This is a genomic window from Stutzerimonas kunmingensis (genome assembly GCF_032106285.1).
Taxonomy (GTDB): Bacteria; Pseudomonadota; Gammaproteobacteria; order Pseudomonadales; family Pseudomonadaceae; genus Stutzerimonas; species Stutzerimonas kunmingensis_B.
Window position 1 is genome coordinate 183,867 of sequence record NZ_DAMCPO010000003.1, and the last position, 15,003, is coordinate 198,869.

19 protein-coding genes are annotated in these 15,003 nt (G+C 62.1%); 17 read left to right on the top strand and 2 right to left on the bottom strand.

Annotation, left to right across the window (positions count from 1 at the left end):
* Positions 1–3: 3 nt before the first annotated feature.
* The 8 genes from RT582_RS04060 (at position 4) to RT582_RS04095 (ending at position 6,044) form a co-directional block, all read left to right on the top strand.
* Positions 4–1,119 (top strand): protein-glutamate methylesterase/protein-glutamine glutaminase, encoded by a 1,116-nt coding sequence (locus RT582_RS04060; RefSeq protein WP_044316423.1) that lies wholly within the window; start codon positions 4–6, stop codon positions 1,117–1,119.
* A 16-nt stretch (positions 1,120–1,135) separates the two neighbouring features.
* On the top strand, positions 1,136–1,876 hold the full coding sequence (locus RT582_RS04065; protein WP_014820846.1) for a flagellar motor protein: 741 nt from the start codon (positions 1,136–1,138) through the stop codon (positions 1,874–1,876).
* A gap of 5 nt (positions 1,877–1,881) precedes the next feature.
* The gene (gene motD, locus RT582_RS04070; protein WP_023446676.1) at positions 1,882–2,724 is read left to right on the top strand and encodes a flagellar motor protein MotD; all 843 of its coding nucleotides are present in this window, start codon (positions 1,882–1,884) and stop codon (positions 2,722–2,724) included.
* An 86-nt stretch (positions 2,725–2,810) separates the two neighbouring features.
* Positions 2,811–3,599 (top strand): ParA family protein, encoded by a 789-nt coding sequence (locus tag RT582_RS04075; protein ID WP_014820844.1) that lies wholly within the window; start codon positions 2,811–2,813, stop codon positions 3,597–3,599.
* Between the two features lie 87 nt (positions 3,600–3,686).
* Positions 3,687–4,487: a CheW domain-containing protein gene (locus RT582_RS04080; protein WP_125896549.1), complete on the top strand. Its 801-nt coding sequence runs from the start codon at positions 3,687–3,689 to the stop codon at positions 4,485–4,487.
* A gap of 83 nt (positions 4,488–4,570) precedes the next feature.
* Positions 4,571–5,050 carry a chemotaxis protein CheW gene (locus RT582_RS04085; protein ID WP_014820842.1) on the top strand — a complete coding sequence of 160 codons (480 nt, stop codon included), beginning with the start codon at positions 4,571–4,573 and terminating at the stop codon, positions 5,048–5,050.
* Between the two features lie 3 nt (positions 5,051–5,053).
* On the top strand, positions 5,054–5,467 hold the full coding sequence (locus RT582_RS04090; RefSeq protein WP_041014448.1) for a DUF2802 domain-containing protein: 414 nt from the start codon (positions 5,054–5,056) through the stop codon (positions 5,465–5,467).
* 136 nt (positions 5,468–5,603) lie between these two features.
* Positions 5,604–6,044: a rhodanese-like domain-containing protein gene (locus tag RT582_RS04095; protein ID WP_014820840.1), complete on the top strand. Its 441-nt coding sequence runs from the start codon at positions 5,604–5,606 to the stop codon at positions 6,042–6,044.
* Here RT582_RS04095 and RT582_RS04100 read toward each other — a convergent pair.
* Positions 6,025–6,357 carry an EscU/YscU/HrcU family type III secretion system export apparatus switch protein gene (locus RT582_RS04100; RefSeq protein ID WP_313476624.1) on the bottom strand — a complete coding sequence of 111 codons (333 nt, stop codon included), beginning with the start codon at positions 6,355–6,357 and terminating at the stop codon, positions 6,025–6,027. The two genes, RT582_RS04095 and RT582_RS04100, sit on opposite strands and share 20 nt — an antisense overlap.
* A complete protein-coding gene (gene fliK, locus RT582_RS04105) occupies positions 6,354–7,883 on the bottom strand; it encodes a flagellar hook-length control protein FliK (protein WP_313476625.1) in 1,530 nt (509 codons plus the stop codon). The genes RT582_RS04100 and fliK overlap by 4 nt, the downstream gene beginning before the upstream one ends.
* Positions 7,884–8,019: 136 nt before the next feature.
* Between fliK and ccmA the strand changes: the two genes are divergently transcribed.
* From ccmA to ccmI, 9 genes are all read left to right on the top strand, one after another.
* Positions 8,020–8,655 (top strand): cytochrome c biogenesis heme-transporting ATPase CcmA, encoded by a 636-nt coding sequence (gene ccmA / locus RT582_RS04110; protein WP_014820837.1) that lies wholly within the window; start codon positions 8,020–8,022, stop codon positions 8,653–8,655.
* A complete protein-coding gene (gene ccmB, locus RT582_RS04115) occupies positions 8,652–9,323 on the top strand; it encodes a heme exporter protein CcmB (protein ID WP_313476627.1) in 672 nt (223 codons plus the stop codon). The genes ccmA and ccmB overlap by 4 nt, the downstream gene beginning before the upstream one ends.
* Before the next feature lie 93 nt (positions 9,324–9,416).
* The gene (locus RT582_RS04120; protein ID WP_042926974.1) at positions 9,417–10,172 is read left to right on the top strand and encodes a heme ABC transporter permease; all 756 of its coding nucleotides are present in this window, start codon (positions 9,417–9,419) and stop codon (positions 10,170–10,172) included.
* Positions 10,169–10,345 carry a heme exporter protein CcmD gene (gene ccmD / locus RT582_RS04125; protein ID WP_313476629.1) on the top strand — a complete coding sequence of 59 codons (177 nt, stop codon included), beginning with the start codon at positions 10,169–10,171 and terminating at the stop codon, positions 10,343–10,345. The genes RT582_RS04120 and ccmD overlap by 4 nt, the downstream gene beginning before the upstream one ends.
* Entirely contained in the window at positions 10,342–10,809 is a 468-nt protein-coding gene (gene ccmE, locus RT582_RS04130; protein ID WP_041014444.1) for a cytochrome c maturation protein CcmE, read from the top strand. Before ccmD ends, ccmE begins: the two co-directional genes overlap by 4 nt.
* Complete coding sequence (locus RT582_RS04135) at positions 10,806–12,779, top strand: heme lyase CcmF/NrfE family subunit (protein WP_313476630.1); 1,974 nt, start codon at positions 10,806–10,808, stop codon at positions 12,777–12,779. Before ccmE ends, RT582_RS04135 begins: the two co-directional genes overlap by 4 nt.
* A gap of 1 nt (position 12,780) precedes the next feature.
* Positions 12,781–13,308 carry a DsbE family thiol:disulfide interchange protein gene (locus tag RT582_RS04140; RefSeq protein ID WP_102828911.1) on the top strand — a complete coding sequence of 176 codons (528 nt, stop codon included), beginning with the start codon at positions 12,781–12,783 and terminating at the stop codon, positions 13,306–13,308.
* Positions 13,305–13,775 (top strand): cytochrome c-type biogenesis protein, encoded by a 471-nt coding sequence (locus tag RT582_RS04145; RefSeq protein WP_191121795.1) that lies wholly within the window; start codon positions 13,305–13,307, stop codon positions 13,773–13,775. The genes RT582_RS04140 and RT582_RS04145 overlap by 4 nt, the downstream gene beginning before the upstream one ends.
* The gene (ccmI, locus tag RT582_RS04150) at positions 13,772–14,992 is read left to right on the top strand and encodes a c-type cytochrome biogenesis protein CcmI (protein ID WP_191121796.1); all 1,221 of its coding nucleotides are present in this window, start codon (positions 13,772–13,774) and stop codon (positions 14,990–14,992) included. Before RT582_RS04145 ends, ccmI begins: the two co-directional genes overlap by 4 nt.
* Positions 14,993–15,003 lie beyond the last annotated feature (11 nt).

Sequence of the window (15,003 nt, forward strand, 5' to 3'; positions counted from 1 at the left end):
TGTATGGCAGTCAAGGTCCTGGTCGTCGACGATTCCGGCTTCTTTCGTCGGCGCGTCTCGGAAATCCTTTCCTCTGATTCGAATATCCAGGTCGTCGGCACCGCCACCAACGGACGCGAGGCGATCGACCAGGTGCTGGCGTTGAAGCCGGATGTCATCACCATGGACTACGAGATGCCGATGATGGACGGCATCACGGCGGTGCGGCAGATCATGCAGCGCTGCCCCACACCGGTGTTGATGTTTTCCTCGCTGACGCACGAAGGCGCTCGGGTCACCCTCGATGCACTGGATGCCGGCGCCGTCGACTATCTGCCGAAGAACTTCGAAGACATTTCGCGTAACCCGGATAAGGTCAAGCAGCTGCTGTGCGAGAAGGTACATACCGTTTCGCGCAGCAACCGGCGCTACAGCACGTTCTGTACCTCGAGCGTAAGTACGCCGCCGGTATCCGCGCGTGGCACTGCCTCGACATTGGCTACTGCAGCCCCCCGGACCGGCGCTACAACGCCAGCGCCCGCGGCGCCGGCAGCTCGTTCGCCGGCGCCCAAGCGCAAGGCGTACAAGCTGGTGGCCATCGGTACGTCTACTGGCGGTCCGGTGGCGCTGCAGCGTGTGCTCACTCAGCTCCCGGCGAATTTCCCCGCGCCGATCGTGCTCATCCAGCACATGCCGGCCGCGTTCACCAAAGCCTTCGCCGATCGTCTGGACAAGCTTTGCCGCATTCGTGTCAAGGAGGCCGAGGACGGCGACGTGCTGCGCCCAGGGCTTGCTCTGCTGGCACCGGGTGGCAAGCAGATGATGATCGATGGCCGCGGTGCGGTCCGCATCCTGCCGGGCGATGATCGCCTCAACTACAAGCCCTGCGTCGACGTTACCTTCGGTTCGGCCGCCAAGTCGTTTCACGACAAGGTGCTGGCGGTGGTGCTGACCGGCATGGGTGCCGATGGTCGCGAAGGCGCACGGTTGCTCAAGCAGAGCGGCAGCCAGGTGTGGGCGCAGGATGAAGCCAGCTGCGTGATCTATGGCATGCCGATGGCGGTGGTCAAAGCCAACCTGAGTGATGCGGTCTACGGGCTCGACGACATCGGTCGCAATCTGGCCGAGGCGTGCATCTGATGGAGGCCCGCCTCTAATGGACGTGCTCAGCCTGATCGGGCTGCTGTTGGCGTTCGTCGCCATCGTTGGGGGCAATTTTCTCGAGGGCGGCCATATCTCGGCGCTGCTCAATGGGCCGGCCGCGTTGATCGTGCTTGGCGGTACCCTGGGTGCCGTCCTGCTGCAGACGCCCATCGCCGTGTTCATGCGGGCGATGAGTATCGGTCGCTGGATATTCTTTCCGCCGCGCATTGATCTCGCGCGCGGCATCCTCATGGTCACTACCTGGAGCAATACTGCGCGCAAGGAGGGGCTGCTCGGCCTCGAGCCGGTCGCCGAGACGGAACCCGACCCATACGCGCGCAAGGGCCTGCAGTTGCTGGTCGATGGCGCCGAGCCGGAAGTGATCCGCAGCATCCTCGAGGTCGATCTGTATACCCAGGAGGGGCGTGACCTGCGCGCGGCCAAGGTCTACGAGAGCATGGGTGGCTACTCGCCGACCATCGGCATCATCGGCGCGGTAATGGGGTTGATCCACGTGATGGGCAATCTGGCCGATCCCAGCCAGCTGGGCAGCGGCATCGCCGTTGCGTTCGTGGCGACCATCTATGGCGTCGCTTTCGCCAACCTGCTGGTGCTGCCGGTCGGCAACAAGCTGAAGAGCGTCGTCCAGCGGCAGACCGCCTATCGCGAGATGCTGCTGGAGGGCGTGCTGTCCATCGCCGAGGGCGAAAATCCGCGTTCCATCGAGATGAAGCTGCAAGGCTTCATGGACTGACCGCCATGGCCAGACGCAGACCACCGGAAGAGCACGAGAATCACGAGCGATGGCTGGTGTCCTACGCCGACTTCATCACGCTGTTATTTGCCTTCTTCGTGGTGATGTACTCGATCTCCTCGATCAACGAGGGCAAGTACAAGATCCTCTCCGATTCGCTGGTCGGCGTGTTCAATCAGGTCGATCGTTCGGTCAAGCCCATCCCCATCGGTGAGGAGCGACCTCGGACCACCGAGGCGGATGTGTCCCAGGTCGAGGATCTGTCGGGCCCGGCTTCGTCGGCGGGGAAGCCGACCCTCGATCCGCTGGAGCGAATTGCGCAGAGCATGCGCGAGACGTTCGGCGAGCTGATCGCCAACGAGCAATTGACGATCCGTGGCAATGAGCTGTGGATCGAGATCGAACTCAACTCCAGCCTGCTGTTCCCCAGCGGCGATGCGCTTCCCAACGACCAGGCATTTCTGCTGATCGACAAGGTCGCCGGAATTCTGGCCCCTTTCGACAACCCGATCCATGTCGAAGGGTTTACCGACAATCTGCCAATCAGCACCAGCCAGTTCCCTACCAACTGGGAGCTGTCCGCAGCCCGCGCTGGCAGCGTTGTGAGGATGCTTGCAGCGCAGGGGGTGGACCCTTCGCGGATGGCAGCGGTGGGCTATGGCGAATTTCAGCCCGTGGCTGACAACGCGACGGCCGAAGGCCGGGCGCGCAACCGGCGGGTGATTCTGGTGGTTTCGCGCAATCTCGATGTGCGCCGGAGTGTCACCGGAATGGGCAGCAGCAATGTACGGCCTGACGATGCGTTGCGCCGGGCTGGCACACAATCTGCACCGGCTGTGTCCATGTAAGCGCTTCAGGGCGCAGTCGTCAAAACACCGTCGCTTTGCCGTTTCAGGCAATGCCGTTCCGGTCAGCTTCGCCGGGTGGAAGATCAATGAGAGTCTGGGCTGTAGCCAATCAAAAGGGTGGGGTGGGCAAGACCACTACGTCGATCGCACTGGCGGGCTTGCTGGCCGATTCCGGCAAGCGCGTCGTCGTGCTGGATCTGGATCCGCATGGGTCGATGACCAGCTATTTCGGGCATGATCCCGACAACCTGGACCATAGCGTCTTCGATCTCTTCCAGCACCAGGGTACCGTGCCGGATGGCCTGCCGTGGCAGCTGCTGCTGGCCACCAGTCACGAGCGTATCTCGCTGATGCCTTCCAGTACCGTGCTGGCGACACTCGAGCGCCAGTCGCCCGGGCAGAACGGCCTCGGGCTGGTCATTGCCAAGAGCCTGTCGCAGCTTTGGCAGGACTTCGATTACGCCATCATCGACAGCCCGCCGCTGCTCGGTGTGCTGATGGTCAACGCGCTGGCTGCCAGTCAGCAGCTGGTGATTCCGGTGCAGACGGAGTTTCTGGCGATGAAGGGTCTCGAGCGAATGGTCAGCACGCTGTCGATGATCAACCGTTCGCGCAAGCAAGCGCTGCCTTACACCATTGTGCCGACCTTGTTCGACCGCCGCACCCAGGCCTCGATGAATACGCTCAAGGTACTGCGAGCCGGTTATGCCGATCATCTCTGGCCAGCGTTCATCCCGGTCGATACGCGGCTGCGCGATGCCAGCCGCGCCGGCCTGACGCCTTCGCAGTTCGATCCGACCAGTCGTGCGGTTCTTGCCTATCGGGCCTTGCTCAAGCATCTGCTGGCGTCGCAAGTTTCTCCGCAGGTGGCGTGAAGTGCCATGCCGCTCGGCGCCTGCCAGCTCAAGTTTGTCGCGCCAGTGGCCGATAGCCTGTTCAGATTCTCATAACGAGTTCGTTCCATGAGCCGCACCGTCCTAACCGAAACCCGATCCCAGCAGGCGCTGCAGTCCTATCTCGATGGGCTGTTGCAGGACGCTGCCATCGAACTGGCCGACTCGGTCAGTCAGGACGAATTCCAGGCGGCCGTGCTCGAGGAGCAACTGCGTGATACGCGGCAGAGCCAACCACCGCGTCTTGAAATAGTCCAGCCGGCGCCGCCGCCCGTGGTGGAAGCGCCTCTAACGATGCCGTCGGTGCTGACTCTTGAGCCGGTCGTGGAGCTCGAGGTTGCGCCGCAGCTGCCCAGCGAGCCAGTCGAAGCCGTGCCTGACGCCCATCCGGGTTGGGGTGAGGAGCCTTTCGAGTGTCTGCTGTTCGATGTGGCAGGGTTGACCCTGGCGGTGCCGCTGGTGTGTCTGGGCTCCATCTATCCGCTGGCCGGGCAGGAGCTGACGCCGCTGTTCGGTCAGCCCGACTGGTTTCTTGGCATACTGCCGAGCCAGTCAGGCAATCTGAAGGTGCTGGACACCGCGCGCTGGGTGATGCCTGATCGGTATCGTGACGACTTCCGCGAGGGGTTGCAGTACGTGATCTCGGTTCAGGGCTACGAATGGGGGCTGGCGGTCCATCAAGTCAGTCGCTCGATTCGCCTCGACCCCAGTGAGGTCAAGTGGCGTACGCAGCGCAGTCAGCGTCCATGGCTGGCCGGTACGGTAATCGAGCATATGTGCGCGCTGGTCGACGTGACTGCGCTGGCCGAGCTGATCGCCAGTGGCGCTGTGAAACAGATGCAGGGCGCGACGAAGCCGCGGACGCATTGAAAGCAAACAATTGACGGTCGCGCCTGTTGCGCGGCCCGGCGATAGAATCGACCGCCATTGCGGTAACTGAAGAAGGTGGGGCTATGAAGATGACGTCTGCGCAGGGTTCCGAAGATCCTGTACTGCAATGGGTGACCTTCCGTCTGGACAACGAGACGTACGGTATCAACGTGATGCAGGTCCAGGAGGTGTTGCGTTATACCGAGATCGCGCCGGTACCGGGTGCTCCGAGCTATGTGCTCGGCATCATCAACCTGCGCGGCAATGTGGTGACGGTGATCGACACGCGTCAGCGTTTCGGCCTGGAAACCGCGTCGGTATCGGACAATACTCGAATCGTGATCATCGAGGCGGATCGTCAGGTCATCGGCATCATGGTCGATAGCGTTGCCGAGGTGGTCTATCTTCGCCAATCCGAGATCGAAACTGCGCCCAACGTCGGTAATGATGAGTCGGCCAAATTCATCCAGGGCGTCTGCAACAAGAACGGCGAGCTGCTGATTCTGGTCGAACTCGACAAGATGATGAGCGAGGAAGAATGGGCCGAGCTTGAGAGCATCTGATACATGCTGATCGCGTCGCTGGTCGCATCGTTGGTTGCGCTGGCCTTCTGCTGTCTTGGGCTGCTGGGCTTCTGCCTGTGGCTGCTCAGGCGGCAGCGGTTTCTGGCCGAACAACAGCAGCAACGCGATGCGAACAGGGATAAGCGCATCAAGGAGCTGAGCAGCCGCCTGGATGCCTATCTGGAAGGCAGCTTGCGCATGGGTGATGAGTTGCGTGAGTTGAGTCGCACGCTGGCGCCGTTGCCGGACAAGCTCACCCAGCTGGAACAGCGCGACCCCAACAACTTCTCCTTCTCCCAGGCGGCCAAACTGGTCGGCATGGGCGCAAGCGTCGACGACCTGACGCAGTCCTGTGGCCTGTCGCAATCCGAGGCGGAGCTGATGAGCAAACTGCATCAGGCTCGCAAGAAACCCTGATTGCGGTTTTTCCGTCGACTGGTCGTCCCTTCCGGGTCTTGCGCCGGAACCTCCCACACCCTGCACATTCCAATCCGTATCAGCTTGGCATTGCTGAGCTTGTCCAGGTCCCATGCTTGGGACGAGGAGGACAATGATGCGGCTTACTCTCATTCTGTTGCTGTTCATGGTTTCGCTTGGCGCTCAGGCCGTCGAGGCGCCAGACGATGTGGACGGTGCAATGACTGTAAACGTCTTTCAAGCCAAGCGCCTTCATGAACTGGGCGCCGTCTTCATCGATGTGCGTGCCGACCGCGAATGGTTATGGGGCCACGTGGAAGGCGCCGTGCACTTCGATCTGGCCAGTGATTTCGTCAGCCTGGCCGGGCCGGAGTGGCCGCGTGAGCTTCCGCTGGTGATTTACTGCGACAGCGAAATCTGCCCGCGCAGCGCGGAAGCCGCAAGAATGGCCGTGGCCTGGGGCTACCAGCGGGTGTTCTATTTCCGTGCCGGCTATTTCGCCTGGCAGCTGCATGATCTCCCTCAGGTCACTGGTGAAGATCGTGCAGCCGTCGTACTCAACGCGCAGGCCCACTGAGTTGCGGCAGGGGCGGCGCTGGTTCGCCTGAGCTCCGTTCGTGGAACCCTGGCGGGCATTTGCCCTTGAGATACCAGGCAAAGGCGATGATCTCCGCGATGGTGCGGTATAACGCTTCCGGGATCTCGTCGCCCAGCTCAAGTTTCGCCAGCAATCTCACCAGATCGGCGTTCTCGTAGATCGGCACCTCATGTTCCCGAGCGATGGCGAGGATCGTCTCGGCCAGTTCGTCATCACCCTTGGCGCTCAGACTCGGCGCGTTGACACCGTCATAGCTGAGCGCGATTGCCTGGCGTGGCTGCTTGTCGCTCATGCCTTTTCGTCCACGAAGCGTTGCTCCAGATTGGTGCTCGGACCCTGCGGTGGCGTGCCTTGCCTGCAGCTCAGTTCTCCGACACTCAGCCCGGCTGCCTGTAGGCGCTCACGCAGATGGGTAAGTTCCGTCGCCACCAACTGGGCCGTGGCACTGCGCTCGGCCCACAGCTGGCTGGTGAGGGTGCCGCGCGTCAACTGTGCTTGAACTTGCAGTGGCCCGAGTGGTGCGACATCGAATGCGAGTTCGATCTTCCAGAGCGGCTCGCCACGCTCCTTTTCCTGCTTTCTCGGCTCTTCTTCGCGCTGCAGCTTGATTTGCAGCGGCACGATATCGCGCTGGTCGCGCATTGGCAGCTCCAGCTGCCAGGTGGTGAGGAGGGCGCCGTCCGGGCCGATTTGTGTCTGCGCGAGACTGGACAGTTGATGGGTCTGCAGCCTGGATACCGCGGCGGCTGCGAGCTTGAGCAGAATTTCGAGGTCGGCTTCTTCTTCCAGGCCAGGCGGCAGTCGGGTTGGTAGCGGGAACCCCAGCGCGAGCTGACGGACATTGCTTTGCGCCAGGGAGCCCAGCGCTTGCCGCGCAAATGCAGGCAACGCCTGGCCCATGGCAGCACTGGCCTGGGCGCTGGCCAGCGGCGTGCTACCTGGAAGATTGGGCATTTGCGCCAGTAGGCGCAGCAGCCCAGCCTTGAGGTCGCCCTGCAGTCCTTCGGTTTGCCCGGCCAGCAAGCGCGCCTCAAGGAACACGCCGCTCCTGGCCAGCGCTGCGGCGAGTGCCTTGGCATCGCCCAGTTGCTGCATTTCGGGTATCAGCCCCAGCAGTTTTTCGGCGGCGCCGCGCAGCCCCTCGGGGAGAACCCCAGTACCACCCTGTAGAGCCTTGAACAGGCCTTCCAGCGAGGCCTGGCGGTTGTGTTGGGCGCTCAGTTGCTCGCCGAGATGCAGCTGATCGAGGCGCCCGCTCAGCGGAAGGAATGCAAGGGATTGGTCGCCCTTGACCTGCGCTGTCAGCAGGCTGCCGAGTGCCAGCGGGTTGGCTGATTCGATATTCAGGTTCTGTCCAGCGACGGGGCTGTTGAGCAGGCTGATGACCGCCTTGAAGATCTTCTGCCCGTCCTCCGACTGCTGTTGACTGGTCGCCACGACACGGCCCTGGATGATGCTGCCGACCGGCAGTTGCTGAAGGTCGATCATCGAGGCGGGCTGGCGCCCGGCGATCTGTGGAGCGGCCAGCAACCGGGTGTCGGACAGGGCGGTGATGACGTATGCGGTGCCGGGTGGCGGCGCCTTGTTGCTGCTGACCTCGACGGTCGCCTGGCGCCCGCTGCCCATGGTCAGCCGCAGCACCAGCCGAAATGCCTGCGCCGCTTCCCTGATGCTGACTACCTCCGCTTCGGCGTTTTCGCCAGCCGCCAGAAGGCCTTGCATCGGTTGCAGCAGTTTCAAAGCGAGGTCATTCGCCGCTGCCGCCTGGCGCGGCGCGCTGCTTGGGGGCAGGGCAGTGGTACTCTTGATCTCGGTCATCTTTCCTCAAATGCTCTTACAACCTTTCGCGTTCGCGGCCCTCGGCACCAAAGGTTGCCATGTATAATTCCGCCCGCCTGGCCCTGCTTCCTGAGTATAGCGGCCAGGCCTTTTTCATCTTGAGGTGTCGCCAGCCGTGTCAACTCCCTTTCTCGAAGCCGTAGCCCTCGCTTGCGAACGGGATTGGCGGCTGCTTTTCGACAAGCTGGATCTGCGTCTCGAGAGTGGGGAAATGCTGCAGATTTCCGGGCCCAATGGCAGCGGCAAAACCAGTCTGCTGCGCCTGCTATGCGGCCTGATGCAACCAACCGCAGGCGAGGTGCTGCTCAAGGGCCGGTCGCTCAGCGCTCAGCGTGGTGAACTGGCACGCAACCTGTTGTGGATCGGCCATGCTGCTGGCATCAAGGGCTTGCTGACAGCTGAGGAGAATCTCACCTGGCTCTGTGCGTTGCACCAGCCGGCCAGCCGCGAGGCGATATGGCATGCGCTTGCCGAAGTGGGACTGCGCGGGTTCGAAGACGTGCCCTGTCATACCCTTTCTGCTGGCCAGCAGCGCCGCGTGGGGTTGGCGCGTCTGTATCTCTCGCCACCGCCGCTGTGGATTCTCGATGAGCCATTTACCGCGCTCGACAAACATGGCGTGGCGCAGCTTGAGAGGCATCTCGCAGCGCATTGCGAGCAGGGCGGACTGGTCGTACTGACCACTCACCACAGCCTGACGGAAAAGCCTACCGGCTACTGTGAGCTCGATCTGGGACAGCGAGCCGCATGAGCAGCGTATTCACTCTTCTGCTGGCGCGCGAGACGCGTCTGCTGTTCCGTCGCCCGGCTGATCTGGCCAACCCGCTGGTGTTCTTCGCCATCGTTATCGCGTTGTTCCCGCTTGCGGTAGGGCCGGAGACTCAGCTGCTGCAAACCATCTCTCCCGGCTTGGTTTGGGTGGCAGCATTACTGGCCGTTCTGCTGTCACTGGATGGTCTTTTTCGCAGTGATTTCGAAGATGGCTCGCTCGAGCAGTGGGTCGTTTCGCCGCACCCGCTCGCGCTCCTGGTTCTCGCCAAGGTACTGGCGCACTGGGCTTTTTCCGGGTTGGCGCTGGTGCTGCTGGCGCCGCTGTTGGGCTTGATGTTGGGTCTGCCGCTTGGGACCATTCCGGTGCTGCTGGTTTCACTGTTGCTGGGGACGCCGATTCTGAGTCTGCTCGGTGCGGTGGGCGCGGCGTTGACGGTAGGATTGAAGCGGGGTGGCTTGCTGCTGGCGTTGCTCATCCTGCCGCTCTACATCCCGGTACTGATTCTCGGCAGCGGCGCCCTGCAAGCGTCGTTGCAAGGTCTACCGGCAGTCGGCCACCTGCTTTGGCTGGCCAGTCTGACTGCGTTGGCCGTTACCCTTACACCCTTTGCGATAGCTGCCGGGCTGAAGATCAGCGTTGGCGAATAGCGACACACCCAGATGGCCGGCGCTCACACCCGGTCGATGTAACGAATCTCGGAGCCTGCATTTGCAAGGTCCCGCTGGACGACGAGTCATCCGATGAACTGGACATGGTTTCACAAGCTGGGCTCACCCAAATGGTTCTACGAGATCAGCGGCCGCTGGCTGCCCTGGCTTGCCTGGGCAGCCGTGCTGCTGGTCAGCGTCGGTGTGGTCTGGGGTCTGGCGTTCGCGCCTGAGGATTACCAGCAGGGCAACAGCTTCCGGATCATCTATATCCACGTGCCGGCTGCGTTTCTCGCTCAGTCGATCTACGTGATGCTCGCCGTGGCGGGGGTGGTCGGGCTCGTCTGGAAGATGAAGCTGGCCGATGTGGCTCTGCAGCAGGCCGCCCCCATCGGCGCCTGGATGACCTTCATCGCCCTGTTGACCGGCGCGGTCTGGGGCAAGCCGACCTGGGGTGCCTGGTGGGTATGGGACGCGCGGCTGACCTCGATGCTCATCCTGCTGTTTCTGTACTTCGGCATCATTGCGCTCGGACAGGCGATCAGCAATCGTGACAGCGCGGCCAAGGCGTGCGCTGTGCTGGCCATCGTTGGAGTGGTGAACATCCCGATCATCAAGTATTCGGTGGAGTGGTGGAACACGCTGCACCAGCCGGCAACATTCACCGTCACCGAAAAACCGGCGATGCCAATTGAAATGTGGCTGCCGCTCCTGGTGATGGTGATCGGCTTCTACTGCTTCTTCACCGTGGTGCTGCTGATGCGCATGCGCCTGGAAGTGCTGCGTCGCGAATCGCGCGCCAGCTGGGTGAAGAATGAGGTCAAGGCTCTGGTAGGAAACAACTCGTGAACTTTTTATCCTTCGCGGATTTCATCGCCATGGGCAATCATGGCGTGTACGTCTGGACGTCCTATGGCATCAGCCTGGCTGTCCTGATTCTCAACGTCGCGCTGCCAGTCTTGGCACGCCGGCGTTACCTGCAAGATGAGGCGCGTCGTTTGCGCCGGGAGGAGTCGAAGTGAATCCGGTGCGCAAGAAGCGTCTTTTCATCGTCCTGGCGATCCTCGCCGGTGTCGGTATCGCCGTGGCGCTGGCGTTGTCCGCTCTGCAGCAGAACATCAACCTGTTCTACACACCGACCCAGATCGCAGCGGGGGAGGCTCCTGAGGGCACCCGGATTCGAGCAGGCGGCCTGGTCGAAGAGGGTTCGGTGAAGCGTACCAACGACTCACTCAGCGTCGCCTTCCGTGTCACTGATGGCGCCCAGGCGATCACTATCACTTACCAGGGAATTCTCCCGGACCTGTTCCGCGAAGGGCAGGGTATCGTCGCGCTGGGTCGGGTCAATTCCGAGGGCGTTCTGGTTGCCGACGAAGTGCTGGCCAAGCATGACGAAAACTACATGCCGCCCGAAGTAACTCAGGCGCTGGAGAAGAGCGGCATGATGAAGCACTACGAGGGCGGTAAGCAGGAGTACGCGAAATGATTCCCGAGCTCGGCCATCTGGCGATGATTCTGGCGCTGTGCCTGGCAGTGGTCCAGGCCACGCTGCCGCTGATCGGTGCTTGGCGCGGTGACCGACAGTGGATGGGCCTGGCCCAACCAGCCGCCTGGGGTCAGTTCGCCTTTCTCGGTTTCTCCTTCGCCTGCCTGACCTACGCCTTCATGGTCGACGATTTCTCCGTTGCCTACGTCGCCCACAACTCCAACAGTGCCTTGCCCTGGTACTACAAGTTCAGCGCGGTCTGGGGCGCTCACGAAGGCTCCTTGCTGCTGTGGGCCTTCATCCTGGCTGGCTGGACTTTTGCCGTGGCGATCTTCTCCCGCCAGCTACCGGAAGACATGCTGGCGCGCGTGCTCGGCGTCATGGGTTTGATCAGCATCGGTTTCCTGCTCTTTCTTATCGTCACCTCGAACCCCTTCGAGCGGCTGCTGCCGCAGGTCCCAATGGATGGACGCGACCTCAATCCACTGCTGCAGGATTTCGGTTTGATCGTCCACCCGCCCATGCTTTACATGGGGTACGTGGGTTTCTCGGTGGCGTTCGCCTTTGCGATCGCCGCGTTGCTGGGTGGTCGCCTTGACGCGGCCTGGGCACGCTGGTCGCGTCCTTGGACGCTCGTCGCCTGGGCCTTCCTCGGCCTGGGCATCGCCCTTGGCTCCTGGTGGGCCTATTACGAGCTCGGCTGGGGCGGCTGGTGGTTCTGGGATCCGGTGGAAAACGCCTCCTTCATGCCCTGGCTGGTCGGTACGGCGCTGATTCACTCGTTGGCAGTGACCGAGAAGCGCGGCGTGTTCAAGAGCTGGACCGTGTTGCTGGCAATCGCGGCGTTCTCGCTGAGCCTGCTTGGGACCTTCCTGGTCCGTTCCGGCGTGCTGACGTCGGTGCACGCGTTTGCTACCGATCCCGAGCGTGGCGTGTTCATTCTGATCTTTCTGCTGATGGTGGTAGGCGGCTCGCTGACGCTGTTTGCCATGCGCGCGCCTGTGGTCAAAAGCCAGGTCGGGTTCGGCCTGTGGTCGCGCGAGACTCTGCTGCTAGTCAATAACCTGCTGTTGGTCGTCGCCACGGCGATGATTCTCCTCGGCACGCTCTATCCGCTGCTGCTGGACGCATTGTCCGGTGCCAAGCTTTCCGTCGGCCCACCGTACTTCAATGCGATGTTCGTTCCGCTGATTGGCGCGCTGATGCTGACGTTGGGTGTCGGAATCCTGGTGCGCTGGAAGGACACTCCGCTGAAGTGGTTGCTCGGCATGCTCACGCCAGTGCTGATCACCAGCGTAGTGCTTGGTGGTCTGGGCTCGTTGCTGTTCGGTGACTTCAACTGGGCGGTACTTGCAGTGTCCTTGCTGGCGGCCTGGGTGGTAATCGCTGGCATCCGTGATCTGCTGGACAAGACGCGCCACAAGGGTTTGTTCAAGGGCATGCGCAGCCTCGCGCCAAGCTACTGGGGCATGCATCTGGCGCACCTCGGGCTGGCGGTCTGTGCCATTGGCGTGGTACTCACCAGCCACCAAAGTGCGGAGCGCGATCTGCGCTTGGCTCCTGGGGAGTCACTGTCGCTTGGCGGCTATGAGTTCGTCTTCGAAGGCGCGGTGCATCACGAAGGACCGAACTTCACGTCGGACAAGGCGACCATTCGCGTGCTCGACGGCGACAAGCGGATCGTCACGCTGCACCCGGAAAAGCGCCTGTACACCGTGCAGCAGATGCCGATGACCGAGGCAGGCATCGACGCAGGCTTTACCCGCGACCTCTACGTCGCGCTGGGCGAGCCGCTGGGCGATGGCGCCTGGGCGGTACGCGTGCATATCAAACCCTTCGTGCGCTGGATCTGGCTCGGTGGGCTGATGATGGCCTTTGGCGGCATGCTGGCGGCGAGTGACCGGCGGTATCGGGTCAAGGTGAAAACCCGGGTGCGTGAAGCACTGGGGCTGGCTGGACAAGGAGCCTGATGTGAAACGAGTGCTGATGTTGCTGCCGCTGGCGATCTTCCTGGTGGTGGCGGTATTTCTGTATCGCGGGCTGTTTCTCGATCCGACCGAGTTGCCTTCGGCGCTGATTGGCAAGCCGTTTCCGGCGTTCGAGCTGCCGGCAGTGGAGGGCGACCGGCAGGTTCGCCGCGAGGACTTGCTGGGCAAGCCAGCGCTGGTGAACGTCTGGGCGACCTGGTGTCCGACCTGTAAGGCCGAGCACGCCATGCTCAATCGCCTGGCCGAGCAGGGCGTCGTGATTCACGGCATCAACTACAAGGACGAGAACGCCAAGGCGCAGCAGTGGCTCAAGGATTTCCTCGACCCCTACCAGCTCAACGTCAGTGATCCGGATGGCAAGCTGGGATTGGACCTGGGCGTCTACGGCGCACCAGAAACCTTCCTGATCGACAAGAACGGCATCATTCGCCACAAGTACGTTGGCGCGATCGACGAGCGAGTCTGGCGCGAGCAACTGGCGGCGCTCTATCAGGAGCTGGTGGACGAATGAAATCGATGATCCGCGCGCTTTTGCTGGGTTTGGCCGTCAGCGCTACGGCACATGCTGCCATAGACACCTATGACTTCAAGGACGAAGCCGAGCGCGAGCGCTACCGCACGCTCACTGAAGAACTGCGCTGTCCGAAATGCCAGAACCAGAACATCGCCGACTCCAACGCGCCGATCGCGATGGACCTGCGCGAAGAGATCTTCCGCATGCTGGAGGAAGGCAAGAGCAACGACGAGATCGTTGCCTATCTGGTCGATCGCTATGGCGATTTCGTTCGTTACAAGCCACCGGTAAACGCGAAAACCATGCTGCTCTGGTATGGGCCGGTTGGTTTGCTGGTCCTCGGCTTCGGCGTGCTGACCGTGATTCTGGTGCGTCGTCGCCGGGTCGAAAAGGCACCTGCATCAACCCTTTCCGAGACCGAGCGCGAACGTCTCGCCAAGCTTCTGGATAAAAAAGACTCATGATCGATTTCTGGATAGCCGCCGGCGCCCTGCTGCTGGTGGCATTGGCCTTTTTGTTGTTACCCATCCTGCGTGGCCGTCGAGCCCAGGCCGAAGAAGATCGTACGGCGCTGAACGTTGCCTTGTATGAAGAGCGCCTTGCCGAGTTGACCTCTCAGCACTCTGCCGGAACCTTGACCACCGAGCAGTTGGAGGCTGGGCGAGCAGATGCTGCACGCGAGCTGTTGGAGGACACCGAGAATAGCGACAAGCCGCGAATCGCCAAGCTTGGTCGCAGCGTTCCGCTGATTGCGGCGGTTCTGGTGCCCCTGATGGGCTACGGGCTTTATATGTATTGGGGCGCCAGCGACAAAGTTCAGATGGCTCGACAGTTTTCGGAGCAGCCTCGCACAGTCGAGGAAATGACCGCTCATCTGGAGCAGGCCGTACAGGAGCAGCCGGATTCTGCCGAAGCCTGGTACTTCCTGGGTCGTACTTATATGAACCAGGAGCGTCCAGCCGACGCAGCCAAGGCTTTCGGGCGCGTGGTGGAAATTGCGGGCCGTCAGCCCGAGCTGCTCGGTCAGCTGGCGCAGGCGCTCTATTTCGCCGGTGACCGTCAGTGGTCCGATAAGCTTCAAGCCCTTACTGACGAGGCGCTGCAGGGCGATCCGCAGGAGGTGACCAGTCTCGGCCTGCTTGGCATCGCGGCATTCGAGGAAGCGCGTTATCCGGATGCCGTGCGCTTCTGGGAGCAACTGGTTGCGGCGCTTCCCGAAGAAGATCCTTCGCGCGAAGCGATCCGTGGCGGCATCGAGCGGGCGCGGCAGCAGATCGAGGGGGGCAGCTCCACCACCGAACAGGCTTCAGCGGCAAGCGAGAAGGCTGATAACGCAGGGGCCACGCTTCAGATTCAGGTTGCGCTGGACCCGAAGGTGGCGGAATCGGTTTCGCCGCAGGATACGGTTTTCGTATTCGCTCGCGCAGTAGCGGGGCCACCCGTTCCGCTGGCAGCAAAACGCCTGACGATTGCCGATCTGCCTGCAACCGTCACGCTTGGCGATGCCGATGCGATGGTGCCTTCGATGAAGATATCCAGCGTCGAGCAGGTCACGGTAATGGCGCGGGTCTCCCGTTCCGGCGACGCAACAAAAGGTGAGTGGATGGGTCAAAGCGAAGCGCTTGATACTGCGAGCGATAACGCCATTGATCTGGTGATCGACCGCGCCGAGGCTCCCTGAACACCCATGAG